The 16670-nt window shown below is 69.8% G+C and carries 15 protein-coding genes and 1 pseudogene; 8 read left to right on the top strand and 8 right to left on the bottom strand.

Features of this window, described 5'->3' with window-relative positions; all coding sequences use genetic code 11:
• Positions 1-1470: 1470 nt before the first annotated feature.
• From AB0L56_RS21595 to AB0L56_RS21585, 3 genes are all read right to left on the bottom strand, one after another.
• Positions 1471-2754, bottom strand: a complete 1284-nt coding sequence (locus AB0L56_RS21595; RefSeq protein ID WP_365425421.1) for a hypothetical protein — start codon at positions 2752-2754, stop codon at positions 1471-1473.
• Between the two features lie 222 nt (positions 2755-2976).
• A complete protein-coding gene (locus AB0L56_RS21590; RefSeq protein ID WP_365425419.1) occupies positions 2977-3636 on the bottom strand; it encodes a nucleotidyl transferase AbiEii/AbiGii toxin family protein in 660 nt (219 codons plus the stop codon).
• A complete protein-coding gene (locus AB0L56_RS21585; RefSeq protein ID WP_365425417.1) occupies positions 3633-3995 on the bottom strand; it encodes a hypothetical protein in 363 nt (120 codons plus the stop codon). The genes AB0L56_RS21590 and AB0L56_RS21585 overlap by 4 nt, the downstream gene beginning before the upstream one ends.
• An 832-nt stretch (positions 3996-4827) precedes the next feature.
• On the opposite strand from AB0L56_RS21585, the pseudogene AB0L56_RS21580 reads away from it, so the two are divergent.
• The 7 genes and pseudogenes from AB0L56_RS21580 to AB0L56_RS21550 all read left to right on the top strand — a co-directional run.
• Positions 4828-5419: pseudogene (locus AB0L56_RS21580) on the top strand (SCO6880 family protein); the annotation flags it as partial.
• A 13-nt stretch (positions 5420-5432) separates the two neighbouring features.
• The gene (locus AB0L56_RS21575) at positions 5433-6032 is read left to right on the top strand and encodes a DUF6238 family protein (protein WP_365425416.1); all 600 of its coding nucleotides are present in this window, start codon (positions 5433-5435) and stop codon (positions 6030-6032) included.
• A 262-nt stretch (positions 6033-6294) separates the two neighbouring features.
• Positions 6295-7131, top strand: coding sequence for an AfsR/SARP family transcriptional regulator (locus AB0L56_RS21570; RefSeq protein WP_361028389.1), 837 nt, complete (start codon positions 6295-6297; stop codon positions 7129-7131).
• 99 nt (positions 7132-7230) lie between these two features.
• A complete protein-coding gene (locus AB0L56_RS21565) occupies positions 7231-8013 on the top strand; it encodes an alpha/beta fold hydrolase (RefSeq protein WP_361028386.1) in 783 nt (260 codons plus the stop codon).
• Between the two features lie 265 nt (positions 8014-8278).
• Positions 8279-9346 carry a glucose-1-phosphate thymidylyltransferase gene (locus AB0L56_RS21560; RefSeq protein WP_365425413.1) on the top strand — a complete coding sequence of 356 codons (1068 nt, stop codon included), beginning with the start codon at positions 8279-8281 and terminating at the stop codon, positions 9344-9346.
• Entirely contained in the window at positions 9343-10338 is a 996-nt protein-coding gene (gene rfbB, locus AB0L56_RS21555; protein WP_365425411.1) for a dTDP-glucose 4,6-dehydratase, read from the top strand. The genes AB0L56_RS21560 and rfbB overlap by 4 nt, the downstream gene beginning before the upstream one ends.
• Entirely contained in the window at positions 10338-10541 is a 204-nt protein-coding gene (locus AB0L56_RS21550; RefSeq protein ID WP_361028374.1) for a hypothetical protein, read from the top strand. The genes rfbB and AB0L56_RS21550 overlap by 1 nt, the downstream gene beginning before the upstream one ends.
• A gap of 213 nt (positions 10542-10754) precedes the next feature.
• Here the strand turns inward: AB0L56_RS21550 and AB0L56_RS21545 are convergent, their stop codons facing one another.
• Genes AB0L56_RS21545 through AB0L56_RS21525 form a run of 5 tightly spaced genes read right to left on the bottom strand, consistent with a single transcriptional unit; the run spans position 10755 to position 15958 of the window.
• Positions 10755-11516 carry an SDR family NAD(P)-dependent oxidoreductase gene (locus tag AB0L56_RS21545; RefSeq protein WP_365425409.1) on the bottom strand — a complete coding sequence of 254 codons (762 nt, stop codon included), beginning with the start codon at positions 11514-11516 and terminating at the stop codon, positions 10755-10757.
• A 17-nt stretch (positions 11517-11533) separates the two neighbouring features.
• Positions 11534-13129 (bottom strand): FAD-dependent oxidoreductase, encoded by a 1596-nt coding sequence (locus AB0L56_RS21540; protein ID WP_365425407.1) that lies wholly within the window; start codon positions 13127-13129, stop codon positions 11534-11536.
• The gene (locus AB0L56_RS21535) at positions 13122-13421 is read right to left on the bottom strand and encodes an antibiotic biosynthesis monooxygenase family protein (RefSeq protein ID WP_365425405.1); all 300 of its coding nucleotides are present in this window, start codon (positions 13419-13421) and stop codon (positions 13122-13124) included. The genes AB0L56_RS21540 and AB0L56_RS21535 overlap by 8 nt, the downstream gene beginning before the upstream one ends.
• 43 nt (positions 13422-13464) lie before the next feature.
• Positions 13465-15018, bottom strand: coding sequence for a class I adenylate-forming enzyme family protein (locus AB0L56_RS21530; RefSeq protein WP_365425403.1), 1554 nt, complete (start codon positions 15016-15018; stop codon positions 13465-13467).
• Positions 15011-15958, bottom strand: coding sequence for an aromatase/cyclase (locus AB0L56_RS21525; protein ID WP_365425402.1), 948 nt, complete (start codon positions 15956-15958; stop codon positions 15011-15013). Before AB0L56_RS21525 ends, AB0L56_RS21530 begins: the two co-directional genes overlap by 8 nt.
• 212 nt (positions 15959-16170) lie before the next feature.
• On the opposite strand from AB0L56_RS21525, the gene AB0L56_RS21520 reads away from it, so the two are divergent.
• Complete coding sequence (locus tag AB0L56_RS21520) at positions 16171-16623, top strand: nuclear transport factor 2 family protein (RefSeq protein ID WP_361028357.1); 453 nt, start codon at positions 16171-16173, stop codon at positions 16621-16623.
• Positions 16624-16670: the final 47 nt, after the last annotated feature.

Genomic DNA, 16670 nt, shown 5'->3' with positions numbered 1-16670 from the left:
GACGGTGTCTGCCTTGGAGAAGGATTTCGGCAGACCACGAGGCGAGGCCGGGTCCCCCCGCGGCCAGCACCTGGTAGAGCAGCCACTGCGCCGCTTCGTACGGTTCACTCACCAACTGTTCCACAAGCTGACGCGCTCGCGCGGCGTCCCGGCCTGCCGTACTCCGCAGAGCTTCCGCCGCTCCTTGCAGCAGGGCATCACCCAAGTCGCTGGGTTCATCGCCGGGATGACGGTGCGAGAAGTGGCGGTCATGGACGGGCCGCCCCGTCCGTACCGGGTAAGCGGTCAGCCTCATGACTGCCAGTAGGACCGGCAGCACCCGGACGCAGAACTCCCCCGGTGCGCCGGCAGCGGCGGCGGTAACCGTCTTGAGCGCCGTGTAGTCCCGGTTCAGCAGTACCGCCACCCTGCCTTGGTCGTCGAGTGCGAGGGCGTCCGGGCGTTCCGTCAACAGTGTGCCCAGCAACTCGACCACCCAAGTGGGTTCTTCATCCGCCAAGTCGCCCGCCGGATCCCAAAGGATGTGTTCGACGCCGGTGAAGAGGCCCGCTCGCACGCCGTCGAGCAGGAGGTCGAAGAGCGATCGGCTGCCGACAAGGCGGGCATGGGGAACAATGCGAATCAGCAACGCACCGTACCCGGGGTCAGCGGCGTGCGGTGCCAGAAGACGGGCTACCCGATCGGGTAAGGTATCGGCGACTGTGACCAACAGCCTTACCGCCCACTCCTGTTCTCTCGCATCGGCACTGACGAGCCAGTTCTCGAAGACCCCCTCGTCATCCCCGCGACGGAACCAGGCAGGCGTGCCGAGCATGTCGACGAGGCGGTCGCGGAAGGGCGGGCGCGTGTCCAGCACACGAGCGACGGCGCCCCACTCGGTGGCGGTGGGAGCGTCCAGGCTGCGTAGCACGGCCAGGGTCAGGTGCTTGAGGTGGTAGCGGATGGCCGGACTGGTCAGCAGTGCCTCAGCCTCCTCGGCGAACCGTTCCGGGTCGAGATCTCTCAGGTGATCGAGCACCTGCCGAAGCTGTCCGCGACGGAACAACTCCTGCTCCCCATCAGCGAGAAAAGCAACCAAGCTCTCTTCGCGCCGGATCCATTCGCGGGCGAAGGCGTAGTCGAAGAAGCTCTCGTGAAAAAAAGCCAGCTGACGGCCATCGCGCACAAAGACGTGTTCCGACTCCAGTACCTTCCGGCTGGCGGCGAAGTTGTCCGTGTCGAGCACGCTGTGCGGCACGGACAGCCGCTGGCGCGCGCTCATGACGGCGACGACGGCCGAGACCGCGTCGTGGAAACGCACGGACGGACGCTGGGCGCACTCCGCCTGTTTGGTGTCCCAGAAGGCGTCGAAGAGCTGCCGGGTGGTGTGGAAGAGAAGGGCCTTCTCCTGGTCCACGACCTGGGCAAGGAGGACGAGATGCAGTGGTGAGCGCAGCAACGCCCGTTGCTGCGGGGCCAGTCGGAAGACGTTCAGGCCCATGCCTGTGACGGCGGTGTCGACCTGGGCGTCGGAGAGCGATCCGAAACCGTAATGCGTGTGCAATGCTCCAAGGCCGTGAGCCTGCGGATGCGGGCGTCGGCCTCGACATCGAACGAACGGCAGGCCAGGACCACTCGCATGCCGGGATATGCCGCAGCCTCGTCCACCAGGTCGGCCACTGCGTCGAATGTTGCCGGGATACGTCCCGACGCCATACTGACGGCGTCAAGCTGGTCCACGACGAGGACACAGGGCTGCCCGGCCGCCACGGCGCCGAGAGCGCCGACCGGGGACATGGGCAGGCCGACGCGCTGTCCCAACTCATGGGTCGAGCCGAAGGGTTCCAGACGGTCGAGACGGAAGGCGAGCACTGGAGTGGCCGCCTCGTCGAGGGCGGTGAAGGTCTGGTGCAGTACGGCGCTCTTCCCGCCGCCCGCGGTCCCGGTCAGCAGGACGAGCGGCCTGGCACCCTCCATGACCTCCGCCACGAGGCAGACTGCCTCCTCACGGGGGATCGTGGGCCGGAGCAGCGCACGTTCGACGCCCGCCGCCCAACGTCGCGTCACCGTTCTCACGGTGTCGGACACAGCAACAGCGTCGGCCCGCACGACGCGCCGCAGTCCGTACTGCGCTAGCCGAGTGGTGAGAGCCGCGGCGTCAAGTGTGGTTCCCAAGTTGTCGAGCAGTACTTGGCCAAGGGCGAGCGCCGCCAGGCGGCCCGGTGCTCCGGCCAGGACCTGTTCAGCCAGGACAGCGTTGGTGTGCACGAGGTCCCGTTCGTCGTGCCACTCCACCCGGATCCCTCTCAACATCCTCCAAGCCGTCGCGCTCGAGCCGTAGATGCCCCCCGAGGCGAGGGCGTCGAAGGATCCCCGGAGTTCGTCCGTCAGCCACTCGGCCTCGAAGGAGGCAAGATCGTCGGAGCGGCGGGCGCGATCTGCGAGTTCATCGATCGCACGGGCGGGAACCACAGAGACAAAGTGGAACGTTCGACCCGCTTCGACATGCGAACGCAGACTCTCCCACACTCCTTTGGCACGGAGGGAGGTCACATTCCAGCTGTTCGCGTTGCGATTCTGACGCTTGACCTGGTGCACCTCCTTTCCGTGGTCGTGCTGGTAGACGAATTCGACCCCGTCGCCCAGCGGCCCACCCGGTTCAACGCAGAGCGACGTACCCGAGCCCAGCAGTACGTACAGGGCATGTCTGATCGTCCAGGCTCCCTCATAGCGGTTGCCGAACTTGTCCGTCTCGCCACCCAGCCTCGGTGCCACCGTCTCCCCTGTCCCCTGCGGCCCGGTCAGACAGTCTGCGCGCGGACGCTACCGCACTAAAGCCCTCCACTGGCCCTGAGTACCTTTCGCGGGACCGCACCGCCTCACCCCCGCCCGGTCCGCCGGGAGTATCGCAACGTCCGGGCGATAGCGGCTCGTCCGGCAAGCGCGCCAAAACCGTCCCTACCAGAGAACAGCAAGCCCAGCGAGATCAAACCAAGCTCAGGCGTTCTCGTCATGGATCCGCGCCCCCAGATCCTCCGCCCACTCCAGCGCCCACGCCTTGAGTTCTTCGATCTGCCGGGAGGTGAGCCCGTACGCGGTGTAGTCCTCATCCTCGTACCAGTCCGCGCCGACGAGCCGGTCCCGGAGGTCCTCGAGGCTGAACTCGTCGTGGGCGCGACGGCGGCCCAGGGATTCGAGGTCGGCGGTGGAGCGGTGGCGGGAGGCAGCCTGGACGTCGATGAGGTCGCGGACGGTGCCGCGGTCGGCGAGGGCACGGACCTTGGTACCGATCACGTCGTCGAGGGAAAGAACGGGACCGTAGGGGGTCTGGGCAGGCGGAGCCCAGAACGCCTCCTTGAGGACGTCGACCTCGCACTCCTCGCCGGTGTCCGGATCGGTGACGAGGAACCGGCCGCTGAGCGGATCGGTCTGGACGTGCGTGGTCCGCCATCCGCGCGCGCTGAGACCTGCTGTGAGTGAGGCGACGATCTCCCGCATCGGAGCGGGATTCTCGGTGGCGACGTCGAGGTCACGGCTGAAGCGTTCGACCAGGCCGTGGGCCTGCACGGCGTATCCGCCGGTGAGGACCAGAGGGTAGGGAGAGCCGAGGTCGAGGATGTCGGCGAGGAGACGCTCGTGGAGCGGAGTGAGCTTCACGCGGCGGTCGTATCGGCCGGAGCATTGTGGAGCAGCTCGGGGAAGGCGTCCTCCCAGACCTCGCGGATGTAGGGACTGACCAAGCGCCGCAGCACGGGCCACTGCTCGATGAGCAGCCGGTGGTGCAGGAGGGCCACCAGGTCCTCACGCAGTCCTTCGGCGAGGACGGTCCGGTAGAGCGTCATGCGGGACTTCGGACGGTCCAGGCTGTAGCTCGTCCGACCGGACCAGACGATGTGGAGCGGCAGGTCCACGTCGCCCTCGACGGGGCCGGCCAGTTCCTGCAAGCGCTCGGGCAGGCGGCCACGGTAGCGGTCCCGCAGCACCTCGGCGCGGGGGGCGGTGATCGTCGTGTCCATGCATCCAGTATCGCTGCTGGGAGGCGGTGACATGGCGGATACAGGGCTTCCCTGTCGTATGTACGGGTCGGGCACCGCCCGCCCCTCCCTCGGACGTCTCAGCCAGGGCGCGCTTAGCGCATCATCGCCTACCCGCGCAGGCCCCGGGTGGCGCGGCAACCGGCTGCCCCGCAGGCCCGGACCAGCCCGCCCGCGGGCGCGGGTGATCATGACGCAGCAGGTCACGCGGAGGGTCGCCCCGGTGGGACCGGCTGCGGCTTCGGTCTCTCTGCCGGAAGTGACGACGGCGGCGAAGCCGAGGCCCATGGCGCCGGCGCAGGGGACGAAAAGGACACCGGGGCGACCGAGGTCGCGGTAGCGGCCGGAGGGGGCAGGCGGCATCCATAAGGCACGCCGCTTCGACCCCGACAGCCCACTCACTCAGGACCCGCGCCGCGGACGTGCTGTCGAGTAACGCAGCGAACCTCCCAAGCTGGAGCCAGGCACCTGTGTCCAGGTCCCCCGTCATAGCGGCCACCTGGTCAGCAAGCTGGGACGCTCCCGCGCCCGATGCTGACCGTTTGCTGACCCGAGCGGGGCCATCAAGCCTATGACCTGCAAAAACAACCAAACGCTAGGTCTTGGACTTGAATACCGTACGAAACATGAAGAAACTCCCGGTATGCCTGCTCCCTGCCTGTCTTTGCAGGTCAAGGGCTGTGTCGACACCCTACAACGAGTCGCATGTCCGGGCAGCTTTCCCCAGGTTTTTCTGGACTCACGCTGACCACTTGCCGACTTTTCTGATGCCCCGTCAAGTGGCAGAGGGACGGCTTCGCCCACTCTCGCGAGCACCGCCTACGACCTGAAGGCGCTCGCTGCGCACCAGCAGTGGTCCGCGACCGGCCGCGCCGAGGCCGATCCTGCAGCCGCCGGTCCCGTCGTGCAGTTCCGAGGAGTACGACCGCCTTGCCACCGACAGCGCGCGGCACGCGAAGTACTGGGTGGAAAACTGGCCGAGGACCGAGCTGGGGGCAGGGTTCCTGCACGGGCTGATGTTCACGGCGGGCGTGCGTCGCAGCCTCTCCCTTATCTACGTGCCGCAGGGGCTCGAGTCCGCACTGCGGGACGTCCAGCGCAAGAAGGCCGCGATCATCGCTGACGCCAACGGGCGTGCACGCCGCGGGCAGGTCGATTCCGAAGAGGATTCCGTCGAGTACGCCGACGTCAAGACCTGTGAACGTCAGCTCATCGCCGGGCACGCGGACGTGGCCCTGACCGGCCTGGTCACCGTCACCGCCGAGACCGACGCCCTCCTGGACGCCGCCTGCGCACAGATCGAGACCCACGCCGTCACATCCGGAGTCGATCCCCGCAGGCTCAACTACCAGCAACCGGACACCTTCGCCCTCTCCGCGATCCCGCTCGCCCGCACCACCCTGTGAACCAGCCGCGTCCGTGCGCGCCCTGGGCCACTGCACTCCCGATCATCCGCGACGGGAGGCCCGTCGCCGCCCTGCCTACCGGCGGGAAGGACCACCACCTTTGACCTCTCCCCCGCGTGCCGACGGCGCGCACCCCTACCTCCGCGCCGCGAGCGCCGGCATCCGCCACCACGCACGAGCCCTGGCTCCGTCGGACGCAGACCCGCCCAGGCCCGTGGACCGTCTGCACCTCAACGTACTGCACGCAGACCTCACCGCTCTGCTCCAGCTTCTGGACCGGCTGGCCGACCACACCCGGGCTCCTCACCCGGCCGCCGGACGTCATCTGGCCACCGCCCACACCAGGCTCTGGCATGCCACCACCGAAGTCCACGCTGCCTTCCACCTGCTGCCCGGCACGACCGAGGCCACCACCGCGACGAGCGCCTGTCATCCAGAACGGCCACCCTTCCGCTTGTCATCCGGCCGGGTCTTGGAGTTTCCCGGCGTCGGCATGTTCCGGAAACCCGTCAAACGTCTATTCAGCAAAGGATTAGTAAAACTATGTGCGCGCACCACGAAGGATGCCGCAATTGAATCTCGACTTATTGGATGTGGCGCATTCGATGAATGAGGTGGGTGATCCATACTGTCAAAGGCAACTTGAGTACCCCTAGAGGAATGATTGAAAACAATAACATCTCGAACTTCTGGATCTTCCTCGAAGTCTGGTGTAGCGTCATTGACGGACGGGGGAAGCTCGATGCAGCCTTGGGCGACTCCATGGGGAGTCACCCAAGGCTGCACCCCAGTCAATAAGGACCGCGATCGTCAGAGATGGTCTCACATTGATGGAGGTGCTTGATATGTCCGTGGAGTCGGCAGGTGTGACAGAAATGACCATGTCTGTCCTCGGCCCCTTACGGCTAAGTGTCAACGGCGTCGACGTCACTCCTACCGCGCCGAAGCAGATGCAGGTTCTCGCACTCATGGCGCTCAATGAAGGGCAGGTGGTGACGGCATCGAGCTTTGTGGACGAACTGTGGGCGGAGCGTCCGCCGCGCAGTGCGAAAACAACCCTGCAAACATACATCCTGCATCTTCGAAAGCTCATATCGAAAGCTTTCAAAGACGAGTCCCCAGTGGTCCGGGATATTCTGCTGACCCGGCAGGGCGGCTATCTTCTGCGCCTGCCCATGGCGCCCTTCGACCTTCGCCAGTTCAACGAATTCTCGACAGAGGGAAGAATTGCACTTTCTCAGGGAGACCCGTGTCGAGGCTCCCAGTTGCTGCGTAAGGCATTGAGCTTCTGGCAGGGGCCTGCTCTGGTGGACGTGCCGACCGGCTCCATTCTCGGACCGAAGGTGAGGGGGTTACAGGCGGAGCACCAGATCGCACTGGAATGCCGCATCGAAGCCGACTTGCAAATGGGCAGGTACGACGACGCCATAGGCGACTTGGTCACGCTGACCGCCCAGCAGCCGCTCAACGAGAACATCCACGACCAATACATGCGGGCGCTCCACCTCGCCGGACGCCGATCGGAGGCTCTCGGTATTTTCCACCGGCTCCGGAAGAATTTGATGGACGATCTCGGCCTGGAGCCGTCCGAGCAGGTTCAGCGCACTCAGCAGGTGGTCCTCAGCTCGGCGTCGTCGCGCGAGGACGGCGCCGCCCAGAACTGGTGGGTCCCCTGGGCGCCGGACCGACATCACGGGCCGAGTGCCGCGTAGCGCCGTTCCCCTTGGTGCTTCGGGCCGCCCTCGAGGCGCTGTCAAGGACGGTCGACAACCCTCGTACGCGCTCGTGTTCCGCGCAGGCGAGGAGGATCCGTGGCCGCCGCACAGCCGGTACGTCTCTACTGTTTCGCGCATGCCGGGGCGGGCGTCTCGGCCTTCCACGGGTGGGCGGCGCGCGTCGGCCCCGGCGTGGTGCCCATCCCGGTGCTGCTGCCCGGCCGCGACCGACGCCGCCACGAACCCCGGGTCACCACCCGCGAGGCGCTGCTCGACGATGTGATGCGGCTGTTCGGCGGCGCCCGGACGGCCCCGTTCGTCCTGTACGGGCACAGCCTCGGCGCCCTGGTCGCCTACACCGTCACCCGCGCCCTGCACGAGGCGGGCCGGCCCGGCCCTGCACTGCTCGCGGTCGGCGCCTGCCCGCCGCCTCACCTGCCGCCCGCACCGGCGTACGCCCTCGGCGTGCCGGATACCGAACTCCTGCGCACGCTGGATCTGATGGGCGTCGTACCTCCCGGCACGCCCGGCACCGAAGCCGGCGGGATCTGGGACCGTGCCGTACGGCCGGTGCTGCGTGACGACCTGACGCTCGCCCGCGCCCTGCGTACCGCGGCGTGCACACCCTCATCGGCGGATCCGCTGACCGCGCCGCTGCTCGTCGTCGCCGCGGACGACGACCCGATGGCGTCGCCCGCGGTCGCGGAGGGCTGGAGCCGCTGGAGCGAGGGGCCCACGCGGCTGCGCACGGTCTCCGGGGACCACTTCATCGTCCGAGGCCCGGAACTGCCCCGGCTCCTCGGTCAGGCATGCCGCACGCTCCGCCCGGCGAGGCGCACGCCCCGCGCGGCAGGGCGAGTGACCAACACCGGGAACTGACCGGCATTCGAGCGTTCCTTGTCCGCTCCCCAGCACGCTCCTTCCCTGACCCGGGCCCTTCCCGGCCCGGTCGCCCAGCACCCGGGGTCCCAGCACCCCGGGTTTCCAGCCACCACCGCCTGGAGTGACATGTCCCGCCATCTGTTCACCTCGGAATCCGTAGGTCAAGGGCCCGTACAAGCTGGACCACTACCGCTACTGACTCCACGAGCCCGTCGACCGGCGCCCGAGTGGGCTTCCAGGGGCCGGGCCTAGCGTCCATGACATGAAGGCACTCGTTCTGTCCGGTGGCTCGGGCACGCGCCTGAGGCCCATCACCCACACATCGCCCAAGCAGCTGGTGCCGGTGGCGAACAAGCCCGTTCTCTTCTACGTCCTGGAGGACATCGCGCAGGCCGGGATCACCGACGTCGGGATCGTCGTCGGTGAGACGTCCCGCGAGATCGAGGACGCGGTGGGCGACGGTTCCAAGTTCGGCCTCCAGGTGACCTACCTGCCGCAGGAGAAACCCCTGGGACTCGCCCACGCGGTCCTGATCGCCCGCGACTACCTGGGTGACGACGACTTCGTCATGTACTTGGGAGACAACTTCGTGGTCGGCGGCATCGCCGGTCTGGTGGACGAGTTCCGTGCGGACCGGCCCGACGCGCAGATCCTGCTGACCCCCGTTCCCGATCCGACGGCCTTCGGCATCGCCGAGCTGGACGGGGACGGCAGGGTTGTACGCCTGGAGGAGAAGCCGACGCACCCCAAGAGCGACATGGCGGTGATCGGCGTCTATCTGTTCACCCCGCTCGTGCACGAAGCCGTGCGCGCCATCGAGCCGTCGTGGCGGGGGGAACTGGAGATCACCCACGCCATCCAGTGGCTCATCGACAGCCGGTACCACGTGCGGTCCACCGTGATCCACGGCTACTGGAAGGACACCGGCAACGTCATGGACATGCTGGAGGTCAACCGGACGGTGCTGGAGGGCGTCGAGCCGTGCACCGAGGGTCCGGTCGACGCGGAGAGCGAGGTGATCGGCCGCGTCAGGATCGAGGCCGGTGCCCGGGTCAGCAATTCGCGGATCGTCGGTCCCGCGGTGATCGGGGCGGGCACGGTGATCAGCGGTTCCTACATCGGGCCGTACACGTCCGTCTCCGAGGACTGCCGGATCGAGGACAGCGAGATCGAGTTCTCGATCGTGCTGCGCGACTCACGAGTGCGGGGCGTCCAGCGGGTGAGGGGGTCGCTCATCGGCCGCAGTGTCACCGTGGCCCCCGCCCCGTGCAAGCCGGCCGGCAACCGGCTCGTTCTCGGCGACCACAGCGAGGTGCAGATCTCCTCATGACCACCACATCCATCCTGGTGACGGGCGGGGCCGGCTTCATCGGCTCGCATTACGTCCGGACCCTGCTCGGTCCGCGCGGCGTGCCTGACGTGACGGTCACCGTGCTCGACAAGCTGACGTATGCCGGGACCCTCACCAACCTCACCGAGGTGAGCGGCAGCGACCGGTTCCGGTTCGTCCGGGGCGACATCTGCGACGCACCCCTGGTCGACGACCTGGTCGCAGCGCACGACCAAGTGGTGCACTTTGCCGCCGAGTCGCACGTCGACCGCTCCATCCTGGGCGCCGCCGACTTCGTACGCACCAATGTCACCGGTACCCAGACGCTCCTCGACGCGGCGCTGAGGCAGGGGATCGAGACGTTCGTGCACATCTCCACCGACGAGGTGTACGGCTCCATGGACGCCGGGTCCTGGCCGGAGACGGCGCCGGTCAGCCCCAACTCGCCCTATTCCGCGGCAAAGGCGTCCAGCGATCTCGTGGCACTGGCCTACCACCGCACCCACGGTCTGGACGTGCGCGTCACGCGTTGCTCGAACAACTACGGGCCCCATCAGTTCCCGGAGAAGGTCATCCCGCTGTTCGTCACCAGTCTGCTCGACGGACACGAGGTGCCGTTGTACGGGGACGGCACCAACGTACGCGACTGGCTGCACGTCGACGACCACGTCCGCGCGGTCGAGCTGGTCCGCACGGGCGGCCGGGCCGGCGAGGTGTACAACATCGGCGGCGGCACCGAGCTGTCCAACAAGGAGCTGACGCAGCTGCTCCTGGACGCCTGTGGCGCCGGATGGGACCGCGTGCGGTACGTCACCGACCGCAAGGGGCACGACCGACGCTACTCCGTCGACTGTACGAAGATCCGGCGTGAGCTCGGGTACCGGCCTGCCCGGGAGTTCGGGGACGCGCTGGCCGAGACCGTCGCCTGGTACCGCCACAACCGCGCCTGGTGGGAGCCGCTGGCGCGGCGCACGGGGGCGGTGGCCGCCTGATGAGCGGGGTGCTGCGCGACCTGTGGGAGAGCCTGGTCCGCCTTGGCGCGCTGCACGCCGGCGTCGTGCACTACGAGGAGGCGCAGGTCCTCGCGGCCCTCGGTCAGGTGGGCTGCTTCACGACCGGCGCGCCGGCGAACCGTGGCCGACCACCGCAGGAGCCGGCGCCGGGAGAACCATGGGACGGCGGCCGCTACGGCTGACCACCCGTCGGCATGCCGCCTGCGGCGGCCCCGAGAGCGCGGCCCCACGGGCCGGACGGGACCCGGTGAACCGCGCCCGGCTCCCGTCCGGCCCACGGTTGCTCTGTGGACGCCGCGGCCTCGGCCGGGGGCTGTTCACGGCCTGGGCGTCCGGACGTGCCGGAGCCGCCCAGGCCGTGGTCGTGTTGCCGGCCTTGGCAAGGGGATGGCAGGTCAGCGGCCGCCGGAGACCGTGAGGGTCTGGCCCGTGGTGTTGGCGTTGGCCGCCGAGCCCAGAAAGAGCACGGCGCCGGCGATGTCCTCGGGGCTGCTGAGCCGGCCGGTGGGGGTCGAGCGGAGCTCGCGCTCGCGGATCTGGTCGGGCAGCCCGGTGAGCACCCGCTCGGTGGTGGTAAGCCCCGGGCACACGACGTTCACCAGGACACCGTCGCGGCCCACGTCCCAGGCCAAGCTGCGGGCGAAGCCGTGCAGCGCCGACTTGACGGCGCCGTAGAACTCCTGCCCGCGGTGGCCGTCGAGGGCCACATGCGAGGAGATGAGCACGATCCTGCCCCAGGACCGCGCCCGCATCCCGGCCACCACCAGCTGCACGGTACGCAGGGTCGGCGCCAGGTTGTCGTCGAGGAAACCCCGCCAGTCCGCGGGCGCGACCTCCTCGAATCGGGTGCCGGGCGCCCGCCGGGGAGCCCAGCGCACCGCGTTCGCGACGAGCACGTCCACCCCGCCCCAGCGTTCGGTCACCGTGGCGACGGCCGACTCCACGGTGTCCGGCTCCCCGAGTGAGTACCGCACCGCCATCGCCGCGTCCCGGCCCGCGCCGAGTTCACGGGCGAACCGTTCGGCCGCCTCGCCGCCGCCGCGGTAGGTGAGGGCGACCCGCGCCCCCTCCTCCGCGTAGGCGCGCGCGATGGCCGCACCGATCCCGGAGGACCCGCCCGTGACGAGCACCCTGCGGCCTGTCAGTCCCATGTCCATGCGTGTTCGACGATCCTTCACGAGTGAGGGAGAACGTGCTGTTCGTCGCGCAGACCCGCGGCGGCCAGGGCCTGCCGCAGGTTCCCGCCGCCGGGTCCCCGGCCGCGCGCGGCGACATAGCCGTCCGGGCGGACCAGGAGCCAGCCACCGGACGCGAGCCCCAGCGCGGCGCGCAGCCGGCCGTTCGGATCGGCAAGCGGGCCGGGCCCCTGCCGGCCGTCGCCGAGCGTGCGCACGGACAACCAGGTGTTCGCCGTCGGCGCCCCGGCCACCGCGTCCGGCGTCACCGCCAGCGTCCACCGCGTGTCGCGCAGTTCCTCCGCCCAGGCCCGGCAGCCGGGGTCGGCCGGGGCGGCGCCCGATCCCACCGAGGCGCGGGTGCCCGGACGCGGCCCGGCGCCGGCGGCGGGCCAGGTCAGCGGTGAGTCCGGGTAGCCGATCTGGAGTCCGGAGATGCCGCCCAGGACCTGGCGCTGCACCTTCCTCCGCAGCGGCGGGACGTTGCGGATGAGGCCGAAGACGACGGGGAGGGCGATCGGGGCGAAGGCGTTCTTCAGCTGCACCAGGAAGGTCGCCTTCTTGGTCGAGCCGAGCAGCCGCTCGCCGATCGGCACCCGCTCCAGGCTGTAGCTGTCGAGCAGTTGTCGTTCCGCGTGTCCCCCGGCGACCAGCGCCAACTTCCAGGCCAGGTTGTATGCCTCCTGGATGCCCGTGTTCATGCCCTGCCCGGAGGCCGGGCTGTGCACATGGGCGGCGTCACCCGCGACGAAGACCCGGCCCTCGCCCATGCGCGGCACCATCCGCTGCTGGAAGGTGAAGACCGACGTCCAGGTGGGGGTGCGCACCTTGGCGGACCGGCCGAGGCCGGGGCCGAGCTTGCGCGTGAAGCGGTCGGCGATCACGGCGGCGTCGGTGCCGGGCTCGGCGGTGGTCGTGTCCAGCAGACGCCACCGGCCGCCGCGGCGGAAGGGCACCATCATCAGGGCCTGGGAGCCGGTGTGGACCCAGTAGATGCTGTCGCGCGGCAGGTCCACGTCGACGGGGGCGTCGGCCAGCATCCAGGTCTCGTTGGACTCGCCGAGCAGGGGCAGCCCGAGCAGTTTGCGCACGGTGCTGTGGCCGCCGTCGCAGCCGACCAGCCAGGGCACCCGGGTGGACTCCGTGTTCCCGCCGGCGTGTTCGAGCGTGACGTCCACGCCCCCCGCGTCCTGGGAGAAACCGGTCAGCCGCGTCCCCCACTCGACGTCCACGCCGAGCCGGGCCACCGCGGAGCGCAGCACGGCCTCGGTGTCCACCTGCTCGACGATCGCCGTGAACGGGAAGCGCGTCGGCATGGTCGCGTAGTCGGCGTCCAGCCGCACCAGCCGGCGGCCCTGGCTGAACATGGTAAACGCGCGGATCTGCTGGGCGTTTTCGAGGATCTCCTCGATGACGCCCATCTGGTCGTACGTCTCCAGGGTCCGCGGGTGGGTGGCCACGGCGCGGCTGGTGGCCGCGGGCCCGGGCGCGGCGTCGATCAGCCGCACCCGCAGCCCGCGCCGGGCGAGTTCATGGGCGGCGGTGAGACCGACCGGGCCGGCCCCCGCCACGAGCACCTGAATCGGGTCAGCCACGGCCGGCCCCGTCCTCGGCGGCCTCCTCGTAGAGCCCCGGGTCCACGCTCGCCAGCGCACCGAGGCCCTTGACCCGCGCCTGGAACTCCTTGCTGCGCACGGCTGCCTGGTGGGAGGCGGCGTCGTCCCACTCGGCCAGCTCGATGAACACGTTGGGCCGACCGACGTGGCGCAGCGTGGTGGAGCTGCGGTATCCGGGCTGGGCGGACATGAACTCGGTCAGCGACCGCTTGATCTTGAGGAACTCCTCGATGTCGCCGTTGACGGTCAGCTTGTTGACGAAGGTCACCACGATGGTTCTCCTGGTCGGATCGGGAAGGGAAACTGCCGAAGGACTAGGCGCGCAGCCGCTCGCGCAGTGCGCGTCGTTCGGTCTTGCCGTTCGGGGAGCGGGGTACGGCCGTGAGCCGTTCGGCGCGGCGGATGCGCTGGTGGTCGGAGAGCAGGGCGTTGGCCCGGGCCACGATCGGGTTCAGATCCGCCGGCCCGTCACCGGCGGGCACGATGCCGGCCCAGACGACGGCGCCGCTGAACTCGTCGGGCAGGTCGGCCACCACGCAGTCGGCGACGTCCGGGTCCTGCAGCAGGACCTGTTCGATCTCGCTCGGCGACACGAGTTCGTTGTCGACCTTGAAGACGTCCTTGATGCGGTCGACCAGGAACAGCCAGCCGTCCTCGTCCCGGTAGCCGACGTCGCCGGTGTGGAACCAGCCCGCGGCATCGATGTCCGGGGCGTCCGGCAGGCCGAGGTACCCGGCCATCAGCTGCGGTCCGCGCAGCAGGACCTCGCCCGGCCGGCCGGGGCCGAGGGCAGCTCCGGTCTCCAGGTCCACGATGCGGCACTCGGTACCGGGGACGGCCGGGCCGACCGAGCCGGGCTTGCTCCGCTCCGGACGGTCGTTGTGGCTGAGCGGCGAGAGTTCGGCGAGCCCGTATCCCTGGATGACCGGCACGCCGAGCCGCTCGCGCAGGCGGGCCACAACGGCGGGGGCGAGCCGGGAGCCGCCGGAGGCCACCAGCCTCAGCTCGGGCCCGGGGACGACCGACGCCAGCCGTGGGTCCGCCGCCAGCCGGGTCAGCCGTACCGGCAGCCCGAAGTAGTGGGTGGCCCCGGCGTCGGTCGCCGCGGCGACCGAGGCCACCGGGTCGGGATCGTGGCACAGCACCTGGGTGGCGCCCGCGTACACGGCCGAGTTGAGGTGCATGACGTGGTAGAGCGGCAGGTGGTTGAGGCAGACGCTGCCGGCGTCGAGGCCGAGCGCGTGCGCCGCCTGGGCGGCGTTGGTCACGAGGTTGCGGTGGGTGAGCCGGACGCCCTTCGGTGGACCGGTGGTGCCACTGGTGAACTGCAGGCAGACGACGGAGTCCAGGTCGACGCCGGCCGGGTCGGGCAGCGCGGCCGCGGTCGTGCCGTCCTCGGTGAGGAGGTCGTCGAGGGGGCGAGTCCCCTGAGGTGTCCGCCCGGTTCGGTCCGCGTCGACCACGTAGACCTCCCGCAGGCCGGGGAGAGCGGCGCGGACGGCCGCCAGGCGGGCCGCGGTCTCGGCGGAGACCATTGCGATCTCGATGCCGGCCGTGCGGAAGACGTGCTCCAGGACGGGCTCGCGCACCAGCGGGTTGACCAGCACGACGCGGTTGCCGCTGCGGCTGGTGCCGTGGAAGGCCGCCGCGAACACCGGGTCCAGCACGCTCGCCACGCCGACGGCCGTCGGCCGGCCGCCGGTCAGCCGCAGCAGGGCGCGGGCGAAGAGGTCGGCGCGGGCGTCGAGTCCGGCGTAGTCCACGGCTCCGCGCTCGTCGCGGACGGCGGTCCGCTCCGGGTGCCGCTCGGCGGCCCGGCGCAGCAGTCCGTCCAGCGGAACCGCCGACCCAGGCGGGGCCTCAGACACCGGCGCGCTCCTCGGCGTACGCCTTGGCCAGGCGCAGGTTGCTGACGCTGTTGGCGCTGAGCACCCGGCGCAGGTAGTTGCGCACGTCCTGGACCGTGGTGCCCTCGCCGAGGATGTGCAGGGCCGACGGCTTGATGGTCGCAGTGTGCCGGGCCTCGGCGATGACGCCCTCGGGAGTCCGAGTGAACTTCCAGTGCCCTGTGTGTCCGTCGAGCAGGGCGGGCAGCTCCGTCTGCTTGTACACGATGATGTCCGGCTCGACGGTGACCCGGACCGAGCGGGTGCGGTGCGAGGAGCCGTCGGGGGTGGAGGTAAGCATGTCGAAAAACTGGACTCCGGGCGCGGGCTCCTCCAGGTCAAGCTTGACGATGTGGGGGATGCGCTCCTCCCACTTGTCCGCCTCCCACAGGTAGTCGTAGGCGTCCTTGATGTCACCCGCGATGAACAGGGAGTCCGCGAAGGAGATGATCAGGCGGTCGAGCTCCACGTGGTTCTCGGCGGCGTGGCCGAGGGTGCTCAGATACGCGCGGCTGCCTTCGCGCAGCCGGGCGGTCAGCTCGTCCGCCAGGCCGGCCGAGCCCTCGGACAGGGTGAAGTCGTGACGCATCTCGACCCGCGTCTTGCCGTCCCGTTCCTGGAAGGTCCAGGCGCCCTCGATGGACGCGAAGGGCGCCTCGGGCGCCACGTGCGCGAAGGAGATCCGGCTGCCGTCGGCGGACCTGGTGTGGCGTGCCGTCCAGGTGCGGACCGAATCCCGGCCGGTGACGGCCCAGTGCCGGATCAGCCGCTCGTCGCCGGCGTCCCGGAGGACGTGGGCGTGGACGGCGGGTGCGTGCAGCTGCGTCCAGCCGACGACGTCGTCGACCAGTGAGCGGACCCGCTCGGCCGGGGCGGCGACGAGGATCTCGTCCCGGACGGAGTACTGCTGGCTGTTCGGCATCGCGTGTGTCCTCCTGCGCCGTTGACGCGTCACCTTGCGTGGCGCGCGGGCAACCACGCTGGGCCGCGGCGCTTGAGGCGCATTGGATTCCGGCTGGATGCCGTGGCGGAAGGCGGCCGGGCTGTAGGGCGGCTCGAACGCGGCTCGACCGGTGCCGCACACGATGGCCCGCACGCAACACCGTCGTTCCTTCCTCATGAATCGGAGACACCGTGACCGCGCCGACCGAGACACAGCCGTACTCCTCCGCCGGGTTCGGCTCCCTGTACGCGGAGATCCAGCAGTTCTATGCCCGCCACATGCAGCTTCTCGACGGGGGAGCCGCCGACGAGTGGGCGGCCGACTTCACCGAGGACGCGTCATTCTCGGTGCCGACCCTGCCGGCACCGGTGGTGGGCCGGGAGTCCTTGGCGGCCTCGGTGCGGCGCACCGCCGAGTCCCTGGCCTCCGCCGGTGAGCAGCACCGCCACTGGCCCGGCGTCTTCGACGTCCGGCCGCAGCGGGACGGCTCCGCGGTGGTCCACTCGTACACCACCGTGTACGCCTCGTCGCGCGGCGGAGAGTCCCGCGTGCACCGCGTCTGCACCTGCACGGACGTGCTGGTCCGCGAGGGCGGCCGGCTGCTCGTGCGGTCCCGCGAGGTCACCCGCGACGACCTGCGCTGACCGCCCGGCCCCGGCACGCCCCCTCCCCGGCCCCGACCGGGACTCCT

Origin of the sequence: Streptomyces sp. NPDC052079, from assembly GCF_040680275.1 — a bacterium.
In the GTDB taxonomy this organism is placed as follows: Bacteria; Actinomycetota; Actinomycetes; order Streptomycetales; family Streptomycetaceae; genus Streptomyces.
Note: the sequence above shows the minus strand (reverse complement) of the source record. Positions and strands in the feature narration are given on the sequence as shown.